At 56.1% G+C, this 21598-nt stretch carries 19 protein-coding genes; 11 read left to right on the forward strand and 8 right to left on the reverse strand.

Going from position 1 to position 21598, the window contains the following annotated elements:
- Nucleotides 1-187: 187 nt before the first annotated feature.
- The 5 genes from LT85_RS10265 to LT85_RS10285 all read left to right on the forward strand — a co-directional run bounded on the left by LT85_RS10265 (nucleotide 188) and on the right by LT85_RS10285 (nucleotide 6929).
- Nucleotides 188-403: a hypothetical protein gene (locus LT85_RS10265; RefSeq protein WP_038488207.1), complete on the forward strand. Its 216-nt coding sequence runs from the start codon at nucleotides 188-190 to the stop codon at nucleotides 401-403.
- A gap of 91 nt (nucleotides 404-494) precedes the next feature.
- Nucleotides 495-761, forward strand: coding sequence for a DUF4148 domain-containing protein (locus LT85_RS10270; protein WP_038488210.1), 267 nt, complete (start codon nucleotides 495-497; stop codon nucleotides 759-761).
- 76 nt (nucleotides 762-837) lie between these two features.
- Entirely contained in the window at nucleotides 838-2127 is a 1290-nt protein-coding gene (locus LT85_RS10275) for a TolC family protein (protein ID WP_038488213.1), read from the forward strand.
- Nucleotides 2128-2136: 9 nt separating this feature from the next.
- On the forward strand, nucleotides 2137-3720 hold the full coding sequence (locus LT85_RS10280; protein ID WP_038488216.1) for an efflux RND transporter periplasmic adaptor subunit: 1584 nt from the start codon (nucleotides 2137-2139) through the stop codon (nucleotides 3718-3720).
- Nucleotides 3721-3755: 35 nt separating this feature from the next.
- Nucleotides 3756-6929 carry a CusA/CzcA family heavy metal efflux RND transporter gene (locus LT85_RS10285; RefSeq protein ID WP_038488218.1) on the forward strand — a complete coding sequence of 1058 codons (3174 nt, stop codon included), beginning with the start codon at nucleotides 3756-3758 and terminating at the stop codon, nucleotides 6927-6929.
- 112 nt (nucleotides 6930-7041) lie between these two features.
- Here the strand turns inward: LT85_RS10285 and LT85_RS10290 are convergent, their stop codons facing one another.
- From LT85_RS10290 to ppk1, 8 genes are all read right to left on the reverse strand, one after another.
- The gene (locus tag LT85_RS10290) at nucleotides 7042-8772 is read right to left on the reverse strand and encodes a methyl-accepting chemotaxis protein (protein ID WP_081992234.1); all 1731 of its coding nucleotides are present in this window, start codon (nucleotides 8770-8772) and stop codon (nucleotides 7042-7044) included.
- Nucleotides 8773-8995: 223 nt separating this feature from the next.
- Nucleotides 8996-9421: a DUF1841 family protein gene (locus LT85_RS10295; RefSeq protein WP_038488221.1), complete on the reverse strand. Its 426-nt coding sequence runs from the start codon at nucleotides 9419-9421 to the stop codon at nucleotides 8996-8998.
- A 4-nt stretch (nucleotides 9422-9425) separates the two neighbouring features.
- Nucleotides 9426-10124 carry a VIT1/CCC1 transporter family protein gene (locus tag LT85_RS10300; RefSeq protein ID WP_038488226.1) on the reverse strand — a complete coding sequence of 233 codons (699 nt, stop codon included), beginning with the start codon at nucleotides 10122-10124 and terminating at the stop codon, nucleotides 9426-9428.
- A 4-nt stretch (nucleotides 10125-10128) separates the two neighbouring features.
- A complete protein-coding gene (gene nth / locus LT85_RS10305; RefSeq protein ID WP_038488229.1) occupies nucleotides 10129-10779 on the reverse strand; it encodes an endonuclease III in 651 nt (216 codons plus the stop codon).
- The gene (gene rsxB, locus LT85_RS10310; protein ID WP_052135033.1) at nucleotides 10776-11510 is read right to left on the reverse strand and encodes an electron transport complex subunit RsxB; all 735 of its coding nucleotides are present in this window, start codon (nucleotides 11508-11510) and stop codon (nucleotides 10776-10778) included. Before rsxB ends, nth begins: the two co-directional genes overlap by 4 nt.
- Nucleotides 11511-11633: 123 nt before the next feature.
- Nucleotides 11634-12869: a polyhydroxyalkanoate depolymerase gene (locus LT85_RS10315; RefSeq protein ID WP_038488233.1), complete on the reverse strand. Its 1236-nt coding sequence runs from the start codon at nucleotides 12867-12869 to the stop codon at nucleotides 11634-11636.
- A gap of 198 nt (nucleotides 12870-13067) precedes the next feature.
- Nucleotides 13068-13526 carry a SixA phosphatase family protein gene (locus LT85_RS10320; RefSeq protein ID WP_038488236.1) on the reverse strand — a complete coding sequence of 153 codons (459 nt, stop codon included), beginning with the start codon at nucleotides 13524-13526 and terminating at the stop codon, nucleotides 13068-13070.
- A gap of 13 nt (nucleotides 13527-13539) precedes the next feature.
- Nucleotides 13540-15696, reverse strand: a complete 2157-nt coding sequence (ppk1, locus tag LT85_RS10325) for a polyphosphate kinase 1 (protein ID WP_038488239.1) — start codon at nucleotides 15694-15696, stop codon at nucleotides 13540-13542.
- Between the two features lie 349 nt (nucleotides 15697-16045).
- Between ppk1 and pstS the strand changes: the two genes are divergently transcribed.
- The 6 genes from pstS to LT85_RS10355 all read left to right on the forward strand — a co-directional run bounded on the left by pstS (nucleotide 16046) and on the right by LT85_RS10355 (nucleotide 21597).
- A complete protein-coding gene (pstS, locus tag LT85_RS10330) occupies nucleotides 16046-17089 on the forward strand; it encodes a phosphate ABC transporter substrate-binding protein PstS (RefSeq protein ID WP_038488242.1) in 1044 nt (347 codons plus the stop codon).
- Nucleotides 17090-17338: 249 nt separating this feature from the next.
- A complete protein-coding gene (gene pstC / locus LT85_RS10335) occupies nucleotides 17339-18367 on the forward strand; it encodes a phosphate ABC transporter permease subunit PstC (protein ID WP_081992237.1) in 1029 nt (342 codons plus the stop codon).
- On the forward strand, nucleotides 18364-19257 hold the full coding sequence (pstA, locus tag LT85_RS10340) for a phosphate ABC transporter permease PstA (protein ID WP_038488245.1): 894 nt from the start codon (nucleotides 18364-18366) through the stop codon (nucleotides 19255-19257). Before pstC ends, pstA begins: the two co-directional genes overlap by 4 nt.
- Before the next feature lie 52 nt (nucleotides 19258-19309).
- A complete protein-coding gene (pstB, locus tag LT85_RS10345; RefSeq protein ID WP_052135037.1) occupies nucleotides 19310-20110 on the forward strand; it encodes a phosphate ABC transporter ATP-binding protein PstB in 801 nt (266 codons plus the stop codon).
- Nucleotides 20111-20170: 60 nt separating this feature from the next.
- Nucleotides 20171-20875, forward strand: coding sequence for a phosphate signaling complex protein PhoU (gene phoU, locus LT85_RS10350; protein WP_038488247.1), 705 nt, complete (start codon nucleotides 20171-20173; stop codon nucleotides 20873-20875).
- A 32-nt stretch (nucleotides 20876-20907) separates the two neighbouring features.
- Nucleotides 20908-21597, forward strand: a complete 690-nt coding sequence (locus tag LT85_RS10355; protein WP_038488250.1) for a winged helix-turn-helix domain-containing protein — start codon at nucleotides 20908-20910, stop codon at nucleotides 21595-21597.
- Nucleotide 21598 lies beyond the last annotated feature (1 nt).

Genomic DNA, 21598 nt, shown 5'->3' on the forward strand with positions numbered 1-21598 from the left:
TCACCCTTCGGCTGTCTGGGGTTGAATCGTGATTATCGTCCATAAAAAGGCGGTGGTGGATTACAAAAGCGTAATCCGGCCGTCACATTCTCGTTTTCCTTCCCTTTCTACACTTTGTCTCAACGATACGGCCAACGGCGCAAGCAACGGCCGGCGTTGAATCCCTTTCACATTTTTGGAGAAAGCTATGAATGCTAAACAACTTTTATCTGCTGTGGCTCTATTGACTGCTTCCGGCATCGCGCTGGCGCAAACCCCGGTGCCGGTAACCCAGAAGGCCGACGCGGAAACGGCAAAGAGTATGGAAAAAAAGCCGGCCCAGGCAGACGGTAAGAAGAGCAAGTCTTCCGCCCACGACCATAAGGAAGACGGTCCGAAGAAAAACATCTACTCCGGCGCCTGAAGCGCATATCGGCAACAAGGTGCAACAAGCTCTCCGGTGTCGGGACTCAAATTAAGCGCTGGAGAGATTTCTTAACGGATTGGAGATTGTCATGAATATCAAACAAATGACCGTATTTTTCGCTTCTATGGCCATGGCCGGTAGCGTCGTGGCATCCGCACCGGTTGCGGAAAAGACCCGCGCCGACGTACTGCGCGAGCTGGAACAAGCCCGCGCCGCTGGCCAGATGTCGGTGCCGGATGCGCAATACCCGCGGCTAGCAGATGGCGCCAGCAAGAGCGGAATGGCAGCGCCGTCAGCCGCTATCACGGATTGCAAAACCCACAGAAATATCGATCCGGTTTACTCGGGAGCCTGATCGATGAAACGGACTTGGTGGCGCGGTTTGGCCTGCCGCGTCATTCGTCCTGAATAGGATTTTTGGGGAGTAGGTTATGAATAAGTTTTTTTTGCCGCTCAGTTTAGCGGTGCTAGCGTGTCAGCCGGCTTTGGCGCAAGACGCTGTGGCGGCGCAGCCAAGCATCAACTACACGCTGCCGCTTCTCAGCGCCGCCGAACTGGCGGGGCCGTTGACGCTGCAGCAAGCGCTGTCGCAAGCGTTCAAGGGCAACCCCGATCTGGCTGCTGCCGCGCTGGAAGTCAAAGCGGTAGAGGCATCTATTCTGCAAGCCGGGGCGAGACCTAATCCGGAACTTGCTACCGTGCTGGAAGACACCCGCAAGGCGACCCGTACCACTACCGTGCAGCTGAATCAGAGGCTGGAACTGGGCGGCAAGCGCGACTCCCGCATCAAAGCGGCGGAAAAGGGCCGTGACGCAGCGCAATCCGACTATCTGGCGAAGCGCGCCGACATCCAGGCGGTGGTGGTCGGTGTGTACTTCGCTGCACTGGAAGCGCAAGAAAATCAGCAACTGCTGCAAAGTTCCTTGCAACTGGCGCAACGCGCCAGCGACATTACGGCGAAGCGCGTCGCCGCCGGCAAGGTGGCGCCCATCGAAGCCACCAAGGCGCGCGTCGCCGAGGCGGGTGTGCGGGTCGAATTGCAGCAGGCGAATAGTAGCCTGGGTATTGCCCGGCGAGCACTGGCGGCGACCTGGGGCGATGCCGAGCCAGCCTTTTCCAGCGTCGATGGCCATATCAATGAATTGCCTGCGCTGCCTGACCTAGACGTCATGTTGGAGCGTTTGCAGAATTCCCCAGCTTTTCTGAAAACCCGGGTCGAAGTCGAGCGCCGCCAAGCGTTGGTTCAGCTTGAACGCAGCCGCCGCATTCCGGATGTCACAGTCAGTATTGGCGGTAAAAGGGTAGAGGAAAGTCGGCTGAACCAGATGATTTTCGGGCTGTCGATTCCGATTCCAGTGTTTGACCGTAATCAAGGCAATCTGCAGGAAGCCCTGCAGCGCGCCGACAAGGCGCGCGACGAGTTGCGTGGAGCACAGTTGCGGCTGGATGGAGAGTTGCGCGACGCCTTTGAGCGGCTCAAGCTGGGGCGCCAGCAAGTGGAGGCTTTGCAAGGTGAGATTCTTCCCGCCGCGCAAAATGCTTACGAGACAGCGACCAAAGGCTTCGAACTCGGCAAATTCAGCTTCCTGGAAGTACTGGACGCGCAGCGCGTACTGTTCCAGGCCAAATCCCAGGCGCTGCGGGCAATCGCAGAAACCCATCGTGCGGCCACCGAGATTGAGCGTGTGGTGGGCAGCTCTCCGTCAACCGACTCTTTGTAAGCAGCCAACATGAAAATTAATTTGAATAAAAACAAGGTCATCACCGCCATCGTCGTCTTTCTTGTACTGATAGCGGGTGGGCTGTATCTGGGTAACGACACCAAAACCGGCCAGGAAACCAAGGAAGATACGCATCGCGATGCGGTTGCGCATGGCGACGGCGAACATCATGGCGAGCAGGCTGCTGAGAAACATGGTCATGCAAACGAACATGCGGACGGCGAGCATCATTCGCAAACAGAAGCAATCGGCGCCAAGGGGCCGAATGGCGGGAGATTGTTCACCAACGGCAAGCTGGCGCTGGAAGTGAATATGGCGGAAGCCGCGGGAGAAGCGCGCTTCCAAGCCCGCTTGTTCAACGATGGCAAGGCGCTAGCTCCAGCCGGGGCAACATTGACACTCGAACTGGTGCGGCAGGACGGCAGCATCGAGAATATCGCCTTTGCGCCGCAGGGCAGCTATCTCAGCAGCACCGTGGCGATCGCTGAACCGCATGTATTCGACGCCAGGTTCAAGCTGCAATATGGCGAGCAAATGCTGCAAGCGGAGCTGTCGCAAGAAGAAGGCAAGATTGAGCTGAGCGACGCCAAGGTCGCGGCCTCTGGCGTCAAACTGGAAAGCGCCGCTGCTGCGCGGGTGAGGACAGCCATCACCTTGCCAGGTGAAATTCGTCCTAATGAAGACAAGACCGCGCACGTTGTACCGCGTCTGGCAGGCGTAGTGGAGCAGGTCGCCGTCAACCTCGGGCAGCAGGTCAAGCGAGGACAATTGCTGGCGGTGGTAGCGAGCACTGGCCTGGCGGAACAGCGCAGCGAACTGTTGGCGGCGCAGAAGCGCTATAGCTTTGCCCGCATCACTTACGATCGCGAAAAAAAATTGTGGGAAGAAAAAATATCAGCGGAGCAGGACTACCAGCAAGCGCACCAGATCATGAATGAGGCGGAGATCGCTGTGCAGAACGCCCGGCAGAAATTGAATGTATTTGGCACCGGCGCTGGTAGCGGAGGCGTCTTGAATCGCTATGAAATCCGGGCGCCGTTCGATGGCCTGGTAACGGAAAAACACATTGCATTAGGCGAGGCTGTGGCCGCCGAAGCCAGCATTTTCACCATTTCCGACCTGTCCACCGTATGGGCGGAAATTATTGTTCCGGCCAAAGATTTGAACCTGGTGCGTCTTGGGGAAAAGGTCAAGATAAGCGCTACGGCCTTTGACTCGACGGCCAGCGGCAATATTTCCTATGTAGGCGCGTTGCTGGGTGAACAGACCCGCACCGCCAAGGCCAGGGTCACCCTGGCTAATCCGAACATGGCCTGGCGTCCGGGACTGTTCGTCAACGTCGATGTGGTTTCCAGCGATGTCGAGGTGGCTGTAGCCGTGCAGCCGCAAGCGATCCAAAACCTGGAGGGCAAGCAGGTGGTGTTTGTCCGCATCGCAGACGGCTTCATGGTGCAGCCGGTGACCACAGGGCGCGCAGATAACCAGCAGGTCGAGATCGTCAAGGGACTCAAGGCCGGTACGCGGTACGCGGCGGACGGTAGTTACGTTCTCAAATCGGAACTCGGAAAAAGCACCGCCGAACATGCGCATTAAGCCATCCGCCCATTCAGTCATAAGGACCCGATTCCATGTTTGAACGCATCATACGATTTTCGATCGAGCAGCGCTGGCTGATCATGCTGGCGGTGTTTGCGATGGCAGCACTAGGTATCTACAATTATCAGAAACTACCGATTGACGCGGTGCCGGATATCACCAATGTACAGGTGCAGATCAATACCGCAGCGCCTGGCTATTCACCTCTGGAAACTGAACAACGGGTGACTTTTCCGATAGAAACGGTCATGTCGGGCTTGCCGCATCTGCAGCAGACGCGCTCCTTGTCGCGCTATGGCTTGTCTCAGGTGACGGTGATTTTCAAGGATGGGACGGACATCTATTTCGCCCGCCAGCTGGTCAATGAGAGGATCCAGGAAGCCAAAGGAAAATTGCCGGTCGGCGTAGCGCCGGCAATGGGGCCGATTTCCAGCGGACTGGGCGAAATCTACTTGTGGACGGTGGAAGCCAGGGAGGGCGCGAAGAAAGCCGATGGCAGCGCCTACACGGCGACCGATCTGCGGGAAATCCAGGACTGGATCATCAAGCCGCAATTGCGCAATGTCAGCGGCGTCACGGAAATCAATTCGATCGGCGGCTTTGCCAAGGAATACCAGGTAGCGCCGCTGCCGGAGAAGCTGGCTTCGTATGGCCTGACCTTGCAAGATATCATCTCGGCGCTGGACCGCAACAACAGCAACGTCGGCGCAGGCTATATTGAAAAGCGCGGCGAACAGTTGTTGATACGGGCGCCGGGTCAAGTCAGCTCGATGGAAGACATCCGTAACATCATCCTTGGCAATGTGCAGGGCGTGCCGATTCGTATCCGCGATGTCGGCGAGGTCGATATCGGGCGTGAGTTGCGTACTGGCGCGGCCACCGAAAACGGTCGCGAAGTAGTACTGGGGACGGTCTTCATGCTGATCGGCGAGAACAGCCGCGCGGTCTCGCAGGCGGTCGACCGCAAGATGGTGGAAATCAACCGAAGCTTGCCGGTTGGCGTCGAGGCCATCACGGTGTATGACCGCACGGTGCTGGTTGACAAGGCGATCAACACCGTCAAGAAGAACCTGCTGGAAGGCGCCATCCTGGTGATCGCGATTCTGTTCCTGTTCCTCGGAAATATACGCGCTGCCATCATTACGGCGATGGTGATTCCGCTGTCGATGCTGTTTACTTTTACCGGCATGGTCCAGTACAAGGTCAGCGCCAATTTGCTCAGCCTGGGGGCGCTGGATTTCGGCATCATCATTGATGGCGCGGTGGTTATCGTCGAAAATTGCGTCCGCCGCCTGGCCCATGCGCAAGCGCATCATGGCCGGCCTTTGACGCGTAGTCAGCGTTTCCACGAAGTGTTTGCGGCGTCGAAGGAGGCTCGCCGTCCGCTGTTGTTTGGCCAGGTCATCATCATGGTGGTCTATCTGCCAATCTTTGCCCTCACTGGCGTTGAAGGGAAGATGTTCAATCCGATGGCGCTGACAGTTGTGATTGCCCTGGTCGGCGCAATGATATTGTCGATTACCTTCATTCCTGCGGCGGTGGCTTTGTTCATCGGCAAGCGCGTCTCGGAAACGGAAAATTTCCTGATGCGCGGCGCCAAGCGGTTCTATGAGCCGGTGCTGGAATGGGTCATGCTGCGCAAGCCGTTGGTTCTGGGCAGCGCGTTGGCGGTGTTGCTGCTGTCCGGCGTGCTGGCGACGCGTCTGGGCAGTGAATTCGTACCTAGCCTGAGCGAGGGCGATATCGCGATCCAGGCTCTGCGTATTCCGGGTACAAGTCTGACGCAATCGCTGGAGATGCAAAAGCAAATCGAGAGTACGCTGAAGCGGCAGTTTCCTGAAATCGATCGCGTATTCGCCCGCACCGGCACGGCGGAAATCGCCTCCGATCCGATGCCGCCGAATATATCCGACGGCTATATCATGCTCAAGCCCGAAGATAGCTGGCCCAAGCCGAAGAAATCACGACCAGAGTTGCTGGCGGCCATCCAGGAAGCGGCCAACAATGTGCCAGGCAATAACTACGAGTTTTCCCAACCGATCCAGCTGCGCTTCAATGAACTTATCTCCGGCGTGCGTAGTGATGTCGCTGTCAAGATTTTCGGCGACGACATGACCGCCTTGAATGACACCGCTGACAAAGTGTCGAAGGTGCTGGGCAAGATCAACGGCGCGACCGAAGTCAAGATTGAACAGACTTCCGGCCTGCCGATGCTGACCGTGAATATCGATCGTGACAAGACCGCGCGCTATGGCCTCAATGTATCGGATGTGCAGGACGTGGTAGCTACCGCAATCGGCGGCAAGGAAGCCGGCACCATGTTCCAGGGCGACCGTCGCTTCGATATCGTGGTGCGTTTGCCGGAAAACCTGCGCAGCGATCTGGAAGCCTTCAAACGGCTGCCGATTTCTTTACCACGCAATGCAAACGGAGAAGGGCGTACCAATTACATTCCGCTGGCGGAAGTGGCCAGCCTGGAACTGGCGCCGGGGCCAAATCAGATCAGCCGTGAAAATGGCAAGCGGCGGATAGTCGTGAGCGCGAATGTACGTGGCCGGGATATCGGCTCGTTTGTAGCCGAGGCGGAAGACAAGCTGCAGCAGCAAGTCAAGATTCCGGCCGGTTACTGGACTAGCTGGGGCGGCCAGTTCGAGCAACTGCAATCGGCGACACAGCGCCTGCAGATCGTGATTCCGGTGGCCTTGCTGTTGGTATTTACCTTGTTGTTTGCCATGTTCGGCAATATCAAGGATGGCTTGCTGGTGTTCAGCGGCATTCCATTCGCCTTGACAGGAGGTATCGTTGCCCTGTGGCTGCGTGGCATACCCTTGTCGATTTCGGCGGCGGTCGGTTTCATAGCACTGTGCGGCGTTGCAGTACTGAACGGGTTGGTGATGATTGCTTTTATCCGCAGTTTGCGGGAGGAGGGTCGCTCCCTGAATCTGGCGATCAGGGAAGGGGCGTTGACCCGTTTGCGGCCAGTGCTGATGACGGCGTTGGTGGCGTCGCTCGGTTTTGTGCCGATGGCCATTGCAACCGGTACTGGCGCTGAAGTGCAGCGACCGCTGGCGACGGTGGTGATAGGCGGGATTTTGTCATCAACCATTCTGACCTTGCTGGTGCTGCCGATCCTGTACCAGTTGTTCCATCGCCACGATGAAGACGATCCACAACCTGCAACCGGGGAAGCGGTCGTTCGGCATTGAGTTGAGAAAAGGAATATTTCCCGCCCAAGTGTCCCCTTGGGTTTATGCGCCTGGATAAGTATCCAGGCGCTTTTTTACCTTGTTTTCTTTGCAGGACCGCCAGTGACGTCGATTAAAACGTATCCCACTCTGCTGCGCTGCCGACAATTTTTTTCTGCGGCCTTGCTATTGCAGTGACGACAACCGGCTTTAGTGCCGGTTTTTTTAAAGAGCTGGATTTTGTCACGGGCAGATTAATTGTTGGTCTGGCCCTCGTACCTGGCTGGTTGCCTGTCCTGGCGCTGACCGGCAACAGTTTGAATGTGCCGACCAGTTGTGTCAGCGTCGCCGACTGCTCCAGCATCGCTTCGGCTGCGTTGGCGGCTTGTTCGACCAGCGTCGCGTTTTGCTGGGTGATGCCATCCATCTGGGTAATGGCTTCGTTGACCTGTTCGATGCCAATGCTTTGCTCGCGGCTGGAAGAGGAAATTTCGCCCATGATGGCGGCGGCGCGTTTGACGGAGTCGACAATCTCATTCATGGTCTTGCCGGCATTATCGACGAGCAAGCTGCCGGTTTCCACTTTTTCAACCGAATCGCCGATCAAGGTCTTGATTTCCTTGGCCGCGTTAGCGCTGCGTTGCGCCAGGCTGCGTACTTCGGTGGCGACCACTGCAAAGCCGCGGCCTTGTTCGCCTGCGCGTGCGGCTTCAACCGCCGCGTTCAAGGCCAGGATATTGGTTTGAAAGGCAATACCGTCGATGACGCTGATGATGTCGACGATTTTATGCGAACTGGCTTTGATTGAGCCCATCGTCGCCACTACTTGATGTACCGCTGCGCCGCCTTTTTCAGCGATATCGGAGGTGCTCACCACCAGCTTGTTGGCTTCTTGTGCGTTGTCGGCATTTTGCTTGACGGTAGATGTCAGCTGCACCATCGCCGAAGCGGTTTGCTCAAGACTGGATGCCTGCGATTCAGTGCGTGCCGACAAATCCAGATTGCCGGTGGCGATTTCGCGCGCGCCGGTATTCACTAGGGCGGTCGATTGCTGGATCTGCACAATCAGCCATTTGATGTTGAGTTGCAGTATGCGCAAAGATTGCGAGATCTTTGACACTTCGTCGTCGCCGCGCGCTACGATATTGCCAGCCAGATCGCCGGAACTCATCTGGTCGATTTCCTGGCGCATGTGCTGCAGGCGGCGGATGGTTCCCGCGTGCAAATTCAATCCGAAGCATATAGAACACAGCGCACCCAGCACCGAAGCGGCAAGCGACCAGTCGAACGCCGCCGGCGCCAGCCAGCTCAGCAAGGCATTGATGATGAACAGGATGAAAATTGCACCGAAACCCAAGCCCAGGCGAGCGCTGACAGAAATTTGACTGAATGCTGCCAGGCCGTCGAAGGCGGAACGGGTAACTACCCGGCCTTCCCGAACATCGAGCAGATTGCCGCCTGCCTGGATGTCGCGGTAAGCGGCTTCGGCAGCCCGTATCTGCTCGCGGCCCGGTTTGACCCGGATCGAAGTGTAGCCAATCACCCGGCCGTTGTCGAACAGCGGAGCGGCATTTGCTTCAACCCAATAGAAGTCGCCATTCTTGCAACGGTTCTTGACCATACCGGTCCAGGCCTTGCCTGCCTTGAGCGTACGCCAGAAATCGGCGAACGCTTGCGCCGGCATATCCGGATGACGCACGATGTTTTGCGGTGCGCCTAGCAATTCTTGTTCGCTGAAGCCGCTGACGCGGATGAAGTCGTGATTGACGTAAGTGATGTTGCCATGCAAATCGGTCTTGGAAACGATGGCGTCTTGATCCTGCAATACATATTCATTGCTGGTAATGGGACGATTGTCGCGCATATTTTCTCCCGTTATCGTTAGGTGATTTCGCTCAATGCAAAAAGACGGCGTGGCGGCGTTGTCGCTCCTGTTCTTGTAGCGGGAATGGCGGCCAACCGGTGCTAGTGCATGGCGAACACGGCGTAGTCAGCACGTTCGCAGAACATTCGGCAAACGCGTGAAGACACCTACCTTTGTATTAACGGCAAGTGTTGAAAATACTTTAGAGGGTACGGAAGGGGGGCTAGATGCGCTTCCGGATGCAGTCGATATACGCAGCGCCATCCGGCGGCAGGCCGCTGCGCTGCGAGTTCCAGATCATCTCACCCAGGCATTCCATGATGTGGTGATGGGCTTCGTGTTCCGACTGCAGCCGTTGCGTCAGGGCGGTAGCTACAGCCTTGATTCCCGGTGGCTGGTCGATCGAGATTTGCTCGGCGATCGACAGGTGCATCGACAGGTGCAGGAAGGGATTGGTCTGCCCGTTCTCTACAGAATAATCGGCGCTCAGCGCGGCGTTGACGTCTTTCAGGTCGTCTGCATATTCCGGATGTTGCACCAGCCAGTCGCTGGCGATGGCTTCCAGTGGCGTCAGGATTTCATTGGCATGCTGTTTGCGGTAGGTTTCGCAAAAGAAGCGGCGGACATCGTCTTGGGAGGGATTAAACATGGTTTTAACTGATCAGCCTGGCGATGGAGAATGCGGCGGCGGCGGCCAGGCCGCCTACCATCAAGGTTTGCAGCGCAGATTTGAGGGCGCCGGTACCGGTGATGCTGCCTTTCAGGTAGCCAAACGCAAACAGCGCCACCAGCGTGATCACGGTGGAAGCGGTCAGCGCTTCGGGAATCGAATGCATGAGAATGTACGGGGCCAGCGGAATCAGGCCGCCGACCAGGTAGGACAGGGCGATGGTAATCGCGCTCTTCCTGGCGGCGCCTGCTTGCGGTTCTTCCAGGCCCAGTTCAAAGCGCATCATGAAATCGCGCCAGGCAATCGGGTTGCGCTCCAGGCCAGCCAGCATCGGTTCGCATTCTTGCTTGGTGACGCCGTATTGCGCCATGATGTCGATCACTTCCTTGCGTTCGCGATGCGGCACATTGAGGATTTCTTCCTCTTCCCTTGCGCGCTCTGCATAGTAATGCTGACGTTGGGTGCGGCCGGCCAGGTAACCGCCCAATCCCATGGCGATTGAGCCGGCGGCAATTTCGGCGACACCGGCGGTGACGATGATATCGATGCCGACCGCCGCCCCGCTGATGCCTGCGGCCAGCGCAAACGGCACGGTCAGGCCATCGGCCATGCCGATGACGATATCGCGTACGGTGTCGCTGGCTTCGAAATGATGTTCGGTATGCGGATGTGAATGCTGCATGGGCTTATATCCCTTTTTCGGGCAACGGTGTTTTTGTCTTGAAGTCACAGAGGTCGGCGATGCTGCAATTCCAGCACAGCGGTTTGCGCGCGATACAAGTATAGCGACCATGCAGGATCAGCCAGTGATGAGCGTCCAGCAGGAATTCGGCGGGAACCAGTTTCATCAGTTTTTGCTCGACTGCATCGACATCTTTACCGGGTGCAATTCCGGTGCGGTTGGAAACCCGAAATATATGCGTGTCGACGGCAATCGTCGGCACTCCGAAAGCGGTATTGAGCACCACGTTGGCGGTCTTGCGGCCGACGCCTGGCAGCGCTTCCAATTGTTCGCGGGTGCGCGGCACCTGGCCATCATGCAGCGCCACCAGCATGCGGCAGGTTTCGATCACATTCTTGGCTTTAGTGCGATACAGACCGATGGTCTGGATATACGGAATCAAGCCATCGATGCCGAGCGCGTAGATTTGCGCCGGCGTGTTGGCGACTGGATACAGCTTGCGTGTCGCCTTGTTGACCGAGACGTCGGTCGCTTGCGCCGACAGAATCACCGAAATCAGCAATTCGAACGGCGACGTGTATTCCAGTTCGGTGGTCGGATGCGGCAGCGCTGCGCGCAGACGGGTAAATATTTCCCGGCGGTTTTCTGCATTCATTGCGAGTCCTTGGCAGCTTGTTCGGCTTGTTGTTCTTTCTTCAGGCGAGCCCGTTCGATGGCGGCCTGGATGATGGCTTTTTTGCGCAATTGCTCCGCTAGCTGCTCCGGCGTCGTTACAGCTTCAGCGGCGACTGCCTTCAGTTTTTCTGCCGCCTTGGCCGCCAGGCGGTCGTCATTTTCCTGCTTTTCGCGGCGCAGCCTGAAAAGATGAAAGTCGTGGCGGCCACGCGCGTCGTCGGCCTGTTGCTGGTTCCAGGCATCCCAGCCGGTGTGTTCGCCGCTGACGTCGACCATCGCGATGCAATCCACCGGGCAGGGCGCAACGCACAGGTCGCAACCGGTGCACAAGTCGGCAATCACCGTATGCATTTGTTTGGCGGCGCCGGCAATCGCATCGACGGGACAAGCCTGGATGCACAGTGTGCAGCCGATGCAAGCAGCTTCGTCGATGACCGCAACCGGACGCGGGCGCTCCAGGCCGTTCAAAGGATTGAGCGGAATTACCGGCTGCCGCAGTAATTGCGCCAGCCTGACGACTCCTTGCTGGCCGCCAGGAGGACATTGGTTATAGCTGGCGCTGCCGTCGGCGATGGCTTCTGCATACGGCCGGCAAGCGGGATAGCCGCACTTGGTGCACTGGGTCTGCGGCAGCAGCGCTTCAATACGGTCGGCAAGGGAGGGCGAGGATGGAGCTGGCACTGGTGGCGAGAGGCTGGGTGATGACAACATAGCCGGTATTATACCGAGCTAAAGAAACGTCGCTGAAGATACGTGCCAAGACAAATGAAAAAAGCCGTTCCCTGTGCAGGAACGGCTTTATAACCAACTAATGCCGACTAATAGCCCGAACGATCAGGCGTTGTCTTTAATGAATGTGGCTATTTTCGGGCAAATGATTTCGCGCCAGCGGCGGCCGGAGAAAATGCCGTAATGGCCGCATTTGTCGGCGGTGAAATGCTGTTTCTTGGCTTTCGGAATAGAACTGCACAGGTCGTGGGCTGCTTTGGTTTGACCCGGACCGGAAATGTCGTCCAGTTCGCCTTCGATGGTGAACAGCGCCACAGTCTTGATATCCTGCGGCCGGACCAGCTTGCCTTCAACTTCCCACGTGCCTTGCGGCAGGCTGAAATCCTGGAATACCGTTTTAATGGTTTCCAGATAGTATTCCGCAGGCATGTCCAGCACCGCGTTGTATTCGTCATAGAACTTGCGATGGCCTTCCGCAGATTCATTGTCGCCTTCGCGCAAATGCATATAGAAATCCCAATGGCTCTGTGCATGGCGGCTAGGGTTCATCGCGACGAAGCCGGCATGTTGCAGGAAACCAGGATAGACCATGCGGCCAAAGCCTGGGTAGTTGGCCGGCACGCTATAAATAACCGTGTTTTCGAACCAGCTGAAAGGCTTGTCTGTGGCCAGGTTGTTGACCTCGGTCGGCGATTTGCGCGGATCGATAGGGCCACCCATCATGGTCATGCTTTTCGGCATATGACTGTCTTTGTCAGTCGCCATCAGCGAAATCGCCGCCAATACCGGCACCGTTGGCTGGCAGACGGAAATCACGTGCAGATCCGGGCCCAGCAGGCGGATGAATGCCTGGACGTAATATATATAGTCGTGCAGATGGAAGGGACCTGCGCTGGACGGCACCATGCGGGCGTCGGTCCAGTCGGTGATGTAGACATCATGATCAGGCAACAGACCGCGTACGGTGTCGCGCAGCAGCGTGGAATGGTGGCCGGACAGCGGCGCTACCAGCAAGACTGTTGGTTGCTTGAGGGCGGCAAACTCTTTGTTGCTTAAATCTTTTTTAAAGTGCAACAAACGGCAAAATGGCAAGGACGTGGCGACTTCTTCAATAATCCCGACTTCTTTGTCTTTGATCAGCGTACTGGTGATGTCGAATGCCGGCTTTTCATAGTCCTTGCCGATGCGATACATCAATTCATAGCCAGCCGCGATACGTTGTGCAAACGGTGTGTGGGCCAGCGGCGAGATCGGGTCGGTGAACAGTCTGGATCCGGCATCTGCCCATTGCACCAGCGGGTGCAGCAAGGACCGGTTGAATTCGTGAAATTGATAGAGCATGCCTTACCTCTCGGGTGGTCCATTGCAATGAGATTCATGCTTGCAAAAGTTGCAACGCAATTCTCATTTTATCTTATGTAAAGAAATATCGCAGAAATCCTGTAGTCTTGCAACAACGGTATAAATCAAAATACATTTATACAGTTGGCCGCAAATATACCACCTGTCGGCGCGCCATGCAGGTTTTCGAATGGGGTTCTATTTAGCGATCAGATCCGGCGACATTACGGCCTTCAGGAAGCAGGTGGTAATGTCGCCGCGTTCGCGTTGTGCAATCCACCATATATTGCCTTTTCTTATTGACCATTCCTGCATCTGGCCAGCTATGAGCAACGATGCAGCCTGACCCAGCGTCGGTTGGTGGCCGATGATCAGCACCGGTTCACGGTTGTTAGGCCAGTTGGCGACGGCCAGCAGCTGCTCTGCGCTACAGTGAGGGGCGAGGTCCGGATGGGTCTTGAATTTGCGGCCAAGCGCTTCTGTCGTTTGCACCGTGCGGGTAGCCGGACTACTGATGATTTTGCAGGTGTGCGGCAGGTTGCGATCTAGCCAGTCAGCCATTTTCCATGCTTGCTTGTGCCCCTTGCCGGTGAGAGCGCGGCCCTCGTCCGGTTCGCCGATTTCCGCCTCTGCGTGACGCCATAGGATCAATTCCATGTTTTTTCCTTGCTCACTTGGTTGATGAGAGTGTGGACGGATGGGAGGGGGAAAGTGCGCCCAGGGCTAGCATCAGATGACGTTGCGCACTGTATTGTTTTTGTCGCCGGTGTTGCTTGAGTTTGCTCCAGTTGCCGTCGGACCCGAGATTCCAGGCATTCGTGTTGTCTTTCAGGTAAGGCGTCAGGCCTTCGTTGATAACCCGTCTTTTGAGCGTCTTGTCGAGGACAGGGAAGGCCACTTCGACGCGCCTGAACAGATTGCGGTTCATCCAGTCGGCACTGGCCAGGTAGACGTCGTGCTGCAGATTGTTGCGGAAATAGTAAATGCGGCTGTGTTCCAGGAAGCGGCCGATGACGGAGCGTACATGAATGTTCTCTGACAGGCCGGGAACGCCAGGCCTGAGCGCGCAGGCGCCGCGTACGACCAGTTCGATCTTGACGCCGTCGTTCGAGGCGTCATACAGCGCACGGATCACTGATTCGTCCAGTAGCGCATTCATTTTTGCGACAATCCTTGCCGGCCGGCCTTTGCGGGCGATCTCAGCTTCATTATGGATTGCCCGGATGATTTCCTTTTGTAACAAGAATGGCGCCAGCCACAGGTAATCCATTTTCTTTGGCTTATTCAGGCTGGTCAGGTGCATGAACACCTCGTTGACTTCGGTCGCCAGCTTCTGGTCGGAGGTCAGCAGACCGAAGTCGGTGTAGAGCTTGGTGGTTGTCGGGTGATAGTTACCGGTACCAAGATGGGCATAGTAGCGGAGCTCGCCATTGCCGCTCTTGTCGCGCTCGCGGCGGATCACCAGCGACAGCTTGGCATGCGTTTTCAGGCCGACCACGCCGTATACAACCTGCGCGCCGGCCCGCTCGAGCTTGTCGGCCCAGTTGATATTGGCTTCTTCGTCAAAGCGCGCCATCAATTCCACTACCACGGTGACTTCCTTGCCGCGTTGCGCCGCCAGAATCAACGCTTCCATCAGATCGGAATTCATGCCGGTGCGGTAAATGGTTTGCTTGATCGCTACGACATTGCTGTCGAACGCCGCCGAGCGGACAAAGTCGACTACCGGCTGGAACGACTGGAAAGGATGGTGCAACAGCACGTCTTTCTGCTTCAGCTGTTCGAAAATGTCGCCGGTTGCATCCAGGTGGGCTGGCGTGCCTGCGGCAAAGGACGGGAAGCGCAAGCCGGGGTCACTAATCTGATCAATCATTTCTGACAAACGCACCATGTTGACCGGGCCGTCGACGGCATACAGGCGATTGGGAGCAATCGCGAACTGTTCCAGCAGGAAGTGCGCCAGATGCGGCGGACAATTGCGCGCCACCTCAAGCCTGACCGCAACGCCGAACTGACGGCTCTGCAATTCGCTTTGCAAGGCTTGCCGCAGATTTTTCACTTCTTCTTCATCTACCCACAGATCACTGTTGCGGGTAACCCGGAATTGCGAATAGGCGAGTATCTGCCGTCCGCCGAACAGATCGCCGATATGCGCGTGAATGATCGACGACAGCAGGCAGAACGAGGCGCCATTGGGCGATAGCACATCCGGTAGCCGGATTACGCGTGGCAATACCCGCGGCGCTTTGATAATGGCGATCGAGGTGCTGCGCCCAAAGGCGTCTTTGCCTGCCATTTCGACAATAAAATTCAAGCTCTTGTTGACTACCAGAGGAAAGGGATGGGCCGGATCCAGTCCAATGGGCGTCAGCAGCGGCCGGATTTCCTGGTCAAAGAAGGCTTTTACCCATGCCCGTTGTTCTTCGTTGCGGTCGCTATGCCGCAGCAGGTGAATACCGCTGGCCGAGAGTTGCGGCAAAATTGTCTGGTTGAGGATGGCGTACTGGCGTTCGACGATCTGGTGGCATTCGACGCTGGTGCGCTCAAGCGCTGCAGTCAGTGCCGGCGGATCTGCGCTTACTCCTTCGATCTGGCTGTTGGCCAGCAGGCTGGCGATGCGGACTTCAAAGAATTCATCTAGATTGTTGCTGACTATACATAAATAGCGCAATCGTTCCAGCAAGGGGATATGGCGGTCTTCAGCCTGGGCCATCACGCGGCGATTGAAGGCAAGTTGTGACAATTCTCGATTCAAAAAGCTGGGGTTGGCGCCTAATCGGGCACTAAGTTGCTTCGTATCATCGTCCGACTTGGTTTTTTTGTTCATGAATCAGGCAACTGGTCTCATGGTTAGGGCGGAGTGTATGCAGTGAATATGACAGCTTGATGAAGAAAATGGAAGTGTGCACAGGAAAATGTTGCTTAATGGATAATTTACACGGCGGCGTTTTTTGCGTTTCAATTATGATTAAATTGCAGTGCAGCAATTATTATTTTACTGTCAATTCCACATCCTTAACATTCATTTTTCCTTCGTCATAAAGCTGTCATAAATCTTGGTTAGAGTTCGCCGTGTCTTAGGGACTGTTGTGAAATTGGCTCCCTTCGAAAGAGAGTAATTTCACAACAGTCTCGACTTGGGCACACCATATCTATAGTCAACAAGGGAGTAATAAATGCGATTGAATCACTTCGTTAAAGCCGCCATTCTCGCAATGGGTTCGACAGTGGCGGTTTCTTCAGTCATGGCAGCCGAAATTACCGGCGCCGGCGCTTCTTTTCCTTACCCGATTTACTCCAAGTGGGCTGAATCCTACAAGGGTGTAACCGGTAATAGCCTGAACTATCAATCGATCGGTTCCGGTGGCGGCATCAAGCAGATCAAAGCCAAGACTGTGGATTTCGGCGCGTCCGACATGCCGTTGAAGGTAGAAGACCTGAACGCCGACAACCTGACGCAGTTCCCAGCGATCATGGGCGGCGTGGTGCCGGTCGTGAACCTGGACGGCGTGACTCCAGGCCAGATCAAGCTGACCGGCCCACTGCTGGCCGAAATCTATCTGGGCAAAATCACCAAGTGGAATGCGCCTGAAATCACAGCCTTGAATCCAGGCGTGAAACTGCCGGCGGCCGACATCACTGTGGTCTACCGCGCTGACGGTTCGGGCACATCGTTTGTGTTCACCAGCTACCTGTCGAAGACCAGTCCTGACTTCAAGAGCGTTGTTGGCGCCGGTACTGCGGTCAAATGGCCTGTCGGCGTCGGCGGCAAGGGCAACGAAGGCGTTTCTGCAAACGTGCAAAAGATCAAGGGTTCGATCGGCTACGTTGAATATGCCTATGCCAAGAAAAACAAACTGCTGCACACTCAGCTGAAAAACCGTGACGGCGGCTTCGTGCAACCGGACGACGAAACTTTCAAGGCAGCTGCAGCTGGCGCCGACTGGGCTAAAACACCAGGTTTTGCAGTGGACTTCACTGATGCAGCCGGTAAGACTAGCTGGCCTATCACCAGCGCTTCGTTCATCCTGTTGCACAAAACCCAGGCTGACGCGGCCAAAGCCAAGGAAGTCCTGAAATTCTTCGCATGGGCCTACAAAAACGGCGGCGCATCGGCTACCGAGCTGGACTACGTAGCGATTCCTGAATCGGTCGTGAAGCTGGTGGAAGAGTCCTGGAAAACGCAAATCAAGGACAACGCCGGTAAAGCAGTCTGGTAATTGTTTTAGTTTGATGCGGACTTGAGTTGACTCAGGTCCGCATTGCAAGTGTTAGTGTTAATTGATGTAGATATTTCAGATATTTTTAGAGGCATGGCGAGCAGCTGTCAGGGAAGATTGATGTGCTGCTCGTGTCGTTGAATATTTTTAGTACATCTAGTCTCCACGCGAAACATCTTCAGGTCGAGCGCGGTCCGGCTACCAAAAGTTTTGCCGCCGCATCTTATTCTTCATCGGATATCGCTACTCATGAGTGCAAATATTCCTGTCATGGCACAATCGATCTCACCTCTCGCAACGTCCGCTGAACAAGCGGGTTTATCACATCAGTCCCTGCTTGCCACGATGCGCAAGCAACGGATCCAGGATTTTCTGTTTCACAAGGTCACGCTGCTGTTTTCGCTGATTGTGCTGTTGGTCCTGCTGGGGATTATCGTTTGCCTGGCGATAGGAGCCTGGCCGGTATTCCACGAATTCGGTCCTTCCTTCATCACCACTGTCGACTGGGATCCGGTCAACGACCATTACGGCGCCATGATCGCGATCGTCGGCACGTTGGTGACGTCGTTCATCGCTCTGGTAATCGCGTTCCCGGTCAGTTTCGGCATCGCGTTGTTCCTGACCGAGATCTGCCCGGCCAAGTTGCGCCGGCCGCTGGGCACCGCTGTAGAGCTGCTGGCAGGCGTGCCGAGCATTATCTACGGCATGTGGGGTTTGTTCGTGTTTGCGCCACTGTTTGCCGAATACGGCCAACCGTTCCTGTCTTCCACGCTGGGTAATGTGCCGCTTATCGGAGCCTTGTTCAGCGGCCCCAAAATGGGCATAGGCCTGTTGACCGCAGGCCTGATTCTTGCGGTGATGATCATTCCGTTTATTTCCTCCGTGATGCGCGACGTCTTTGAAGTCGTCCCTGCGGTGTTGAAAGAATCTGCATATGGCCTTGGCTGCACCCGCTGGGAAGTGGTGCGCAAGGTGGTGCTGCCTTATGCCAAAACCGGTGTCGTCGGTGGCGTGATGCTGGGCCTGGGGCGTGCCTTGGGCGAGACCATGGCGGTGACTTTCGTGATCGGTAATGCGCAACGCTTGTCGTGGTCGCTGTTCGCCTCGGGTAACAGTATTGCGTCGACCCTGGCTAATGAAATTGCTGAAGCCTCTACCACGTTGCACGTATCTGCCTTGTTCGCGCTGGGCCTGATCCTGTTCGTGATTACCTTCATCGTATTGTCAATCGCCAAAATCATGTTGATGGGCATGTCCCGTAAAGAAGGTGCCAAATGAAGAATTCCCTGCAAGCGGACGCTGGCGTCCCGGTTAGCCAGCAAGTCAATCCGGTGTATCGCAAGCGCCTGTTGGTGCATCGTATCGGCATGGTGCTGTCGTTCCTGGCCATGGCCATGGGGCTCGCCGTGCTGGCATGGATTCTGATGACATTGGTGATCAAAGGCTTTGGCGCCCTGAATATGGGCATCCTGACGCAAAATACCCCGGCTCCAGGATCTGGCCCTGGCGGCTTGTTGAATCCGATTGTCGGCAGCCTGATGCTGGTAGGCCTGGCGACTGTGATCAGCACGCCGATCGGTATCCTGGCTGGCATCTATCTGGCCGAGTACGGCGAAGAAAGCAAGCTGGCGCAGGTAACGCGTTTCGTGACCGACATCATGTTGTCGGCGCCGTCGATCGTGATCGGTTTGTTCGTCTATGCGATCTACGTCGCCAAGGTCGGCCATTTCTCGGGCTGGGCCGGTTCTTTTGCATTGTCGCTGATCGCGGTGCCGGTGGTGGTGCGAACCACCGACAATATGCTTAAGCTGGTGCCTGGCAATCTGCGCGAAGCTGCATTCGCTCTTGGCGCACCACGCTGGAAAGTCGCCTTGCTGGTGCGTCTGCGCGCAGTCAAGGCAGGTGTCGTCACCGGCGTCTTGTTGGCGGTGGCGCGGATTGCAGGTGAAACGGCGCCGCTGTTATTTACCGCCTTGAACAACCAGTTCTTCAGCACCAGCATGAACAAGCCGATTGCCAATCTGCCGGTAGTCATCAGTCAGTTTGCGATGAGCCCGTTTGACAACTGGGTACCGCTGGCGTGGGGCGGGGCGTTGCTGATTACATTCAGTGTGTTGGCCTTGAACATCGCTTCGCGTTCATTATTCAGCCAGAAAATTCCAGGCTAATTTTCAAGCTTATGTATTCACTCAGATTGCCCTCCATATCATGCAAACCTCAATGAAACCGAATCAATTCGATATGACTTCAATGAAGACGCCAATGAAGCAGCCGACCATAGAAATCTCGCAGCTGAATTTTTACTACGGTAACTTCCAGGGCTTGAAGAATATCAACCTGCAAGTGAATGAAAAAAAGGTAACCGCATTTATCGGCCCGTCGGGTTGCGGTAAATCGACCTTGCTGCGCACGCTCAATCGCATGTACGACCTGTACCCAGGCCAGCGCGCCGAAGGCAAGATCATGTACGCCGGCCGCAATATCCTGGAGCCGGGACAAGACTTGAACATGCTGCGCGCCAAAGTCGGCATGGTGTTTCAGAAGCCGACGCCGTTTCCGATGTCGATCTACGACAATATCGCTTTCGGTATCCGCCTGTATGAAAACCTGCCGAAGGGCGAAATGGATGAGCGCGTCGAATGGGCGTTGTCGAAGGCTGCGCTGTGGGGCGAAGTCAAGGACAAGTTGAACAAGAGCGGCCTGAGCTTGTCCGGCGGCCAGCAACAGCGCCTGTGCATTGCCCGCAGTGTGGCGGTGCGCCCGGATGTTTTGCTGCTGGATGAGCCGACATCGGCGCTGGACCCGATTTCGACCGCGAAGGTGGAAGAACTGATCAGCGAACTGAAGCAGGACTACACCATCGCCATCGTCACCCATAACATGCAGCAGGCCGCGCGCTGCTCCGACTACACCGCCTATATGTACCTGGGCGAGCTGGTGGAATTCGGCGAAACCGATCAGATTTTCATGAATCCTGCACGCAAGGAAACCCAGGATTACATTACCGGCCGGTTTGGTTAATACGCGGATTTCGCGCGCCCCGGTTAAAAATACACACTGCAAAGAACAGAGAGAAATCAGATGACTGGCGAACACTCTTCAAAACAATACGACACGGACCTGGAAACCATACGCTCTAAAGTGTTGCTCATGGGCGGGCTGGTTGAGCGCCAGTTCCAGGAGGCGATCAATGTTTTCCGCAACGGCAACCTGGAAGCTGCGGAACGGGTGATCAAGGACGACGACCAGGTCAATCGCCTGGAAATCGAACTGGATGACGCCTGCAGCCACCTGATCGTGCGTCGCCAGCCTACCGCCAACGATTTGCGCACTGTCATGGCGACCATCAAGGTAATTACCGACCTGGAGCGCATCGGCGACGAAGCTGCGAAGATCGCCCGCACTGCGATTCATCTGCACAAGCGAGGCATCGGTACTATCGACCATACCGAAACCGTCCGTGTGATCGCCAGCGGCGCGGCCGATTTGCTGCATGACGCGCTGGATGCGCTGGCGCGGCTGGACGAAAAGCAGGCGATGCGGCTGATCGCCCAGGATGCCGTGATCGACAGGGATTTCCGCTCGATCATGCGCAACCTGATCACGTTCATGATGGAGGATCCGCGCACGATTTCGGCATCGATGGATACATTGTGGGTAGCCAAGGCTGTCGAGCGTATCGGCGACCATGCCAAGAACATTGCCGAATACGTGATTTACATTGTCGAAGGCAAGGATATCCGCCATACCGACTACGCGGCCAGTCAGCTTGACGACGAAGTTTAATATTTTAATCAATGTTAACTACGCACCAAAAAATGGCTGCTGACAAAACCTCGATTCTGATTATTGAAGATGAGCCGGCGATTGCCGAATTGATTGGTTTTACCATCAAGGAAGCGGGTTGGATCCCATCCATCGTCCATACCGCCGCCGACGGCTGGGAGTTCGTCCAGCGCCGCATGCCGCACCTGGTCTTGCTGGATTGGATGCTGCCGGACCAGAGTGGCCTGCGCCTGCTGTCTCAAATGCGCGCCGACCGCCAGTTGCAATCCATGCTGGTGATGATGTTGACCGCGAAAAGCATGGAAGAGGATAAAGTCCAGGGGCTGGACAACGGCGCTGACGATTACATGACCAAGCCGTTCTCGCCGCGTGAGCTGACCTCGCGGGTGAAGGCGTTGTTGCGGCGTAAAGGCGGCGACGAGGCGCCCGGTATGATGTCGGCCGGTGCGGTATCGCTGGATCCGGCCAGCTGTTCGGTCTGCCTGGAGAACCAGAAGATTGATATTGGCCATGCCGAATATCGCCTGCTGAAATTCTTCATGGCCAATCCTGATCGGGTTTTCTCCCGTAGCCAGCTACTCGACAAGGTATGGGGCGATCACGTGGTTATCGAAGAACGTACTGTCGATGTCCATGTGCTGCGTTTGCGCAAGGCGCTGAGGGAATCGGAGCACCTGATTCGCACAGTACGCAGCGTCGGCTATATGTTGTCGGCAAAATAGC

This window comes from Collimonas arenae (genome assembly GCF_000786695.1).
Lineage (GTDB): Bacteria > Pseudomonadota > Gammaproteobacteria > Burkholderiales > Burkholderiaceae_D > Collimonas > Collimonas arenae_A.

Excerpts from the sequence above, each read along its gene's own strand:
- LT85_RS10265 (WP_038488207.1), top strand. The coding sequence starts at position 188 with ATGAATGCTAAACAACTTTTATCTGCTGTGGCTCTATTGACTGCTTCC.
- LT85_RS10285 (WP_038488218.1), top strand. The coding sequence starts at position 3,756 with ATGTTTGAACGCATCATACGATTTTCGATCGAGCAGCGCTGGCTGATC.
- rsxB (WP_052135033.1), bottom strand. The coding sequence starts at position 11,510 with ATGTTGTCATCACCCAGCCTCTCGCCACCAGTGCCAGCTCCATCCTCG.
- LT85_RS10290 (WP_081992234.1), bottom strand. The coding sequence starts at position 8,772 with ATGCGCGACAATCGTCCCATTACCAGCAATGAATATGTATTGCAGGAT.
- pstB (WP_052135037.1), top strand. The coding sequence starts at position 19,310 with ATGAAACCGAATCAATTCGATATGACTTCAATGAAGACGCCAATGAAG.
- LT85_RS10355 (WP_038488250.1), top strand. The coding sequence starts at position 20,908 with ATGGCTGCTGACAAAACCTCGATTCTGATTATTGAAGATGAGCCGGCG.
- LT85_RS10270 (WP_038488210.1), top strand. The coding sequence starts at position 495 with ATGAATATCAAACAAATGACCGTATTTTTCGCTTCTATGGCCATGGCC.
- LT85_RS10300 (WP_038488226.1), bottom strand. The coding sequence starts at position 10,124 with ATGCAGCATTCACATCCGCATACCGAACATCATTTCGAAGCCAGCGAC.
- ppk1 (WP_038488239.1), bottom strand. The coding sequence starts at position 15,696 with ATGAACAAAAAAACCAAGTCGGACGATGATACGAAGCAACTTAGTGCC.
- pstS (WP_038488242.1), top strand. The coding sequence starts at position 16,046 with ATGCGATTGAATCACTTCGTTAAAGCCGCCATTCTCGCAATGGGTTCG.
- LT85_RS10280 (WP_038488216.1), top strand. The coding sequence starts at position 2,137 with ATGAAAATTAATTTGAATAAAAACAAGGTCATCACCGCCATCGTCGTC.
- LT85_RS10315 (WP_038488233.1), bottom strand. The coding sequence starts at position 12,869 with ATGCTCTATCAATTTCACGAATTCAACCGGTCCTTGCTGCACCCGCTG.
- pstA (WP_038488245.1), top strand. The coding sequence starts at position 18,364 with ATGAAGAATTCCCTGCAAGCGGACGCTGGCGTCCCGGTTAGCCAGCAA.
- LT85_RS10275 (WP_038488213.1), top strand. The coding sequence starts at position 838 with ATGAATAAGTTTTTTTTGCCGCTCAGTTTAGCGGTGCTAGCGTGTCAG.
- nth (WP_038488229.1), bottom strand. The coding sequence starts at position 10,779 with ATGAATGCAGAAAACCGCCGGGAAATATTTACCCGTCTGCGCGCAGCG.
- LT85_RS10295 (WP_038488221.1), bottom strand. The coding sequence starts at position 9,421 with ATGTTTAATCCCTCCCAAGACGATGTCCGCCGCTTCTTTTGCGAAACC.
- phoU (WP_038488247.1), top strand. The coding sequence starts at position 20,171 with ATGACTGGCGAACACTCTTCAAAACAATACGACACGGACCTGGAAACC.
- pstC (WP_081992237.1), top strand. The coding sequence starts at position 17,339 with ATGAGTGCAAATATTCCTGTCATGGCACAATCGATCTCACCTCTCGCA.
- LT85_RS10320 (WP_038488236.1), bottom strand. The coding sequence starts at position 13,526 with ATGGAATTGATCCTATGGCGTCACGCAGAGGCGGAAATCGGCGAACCG.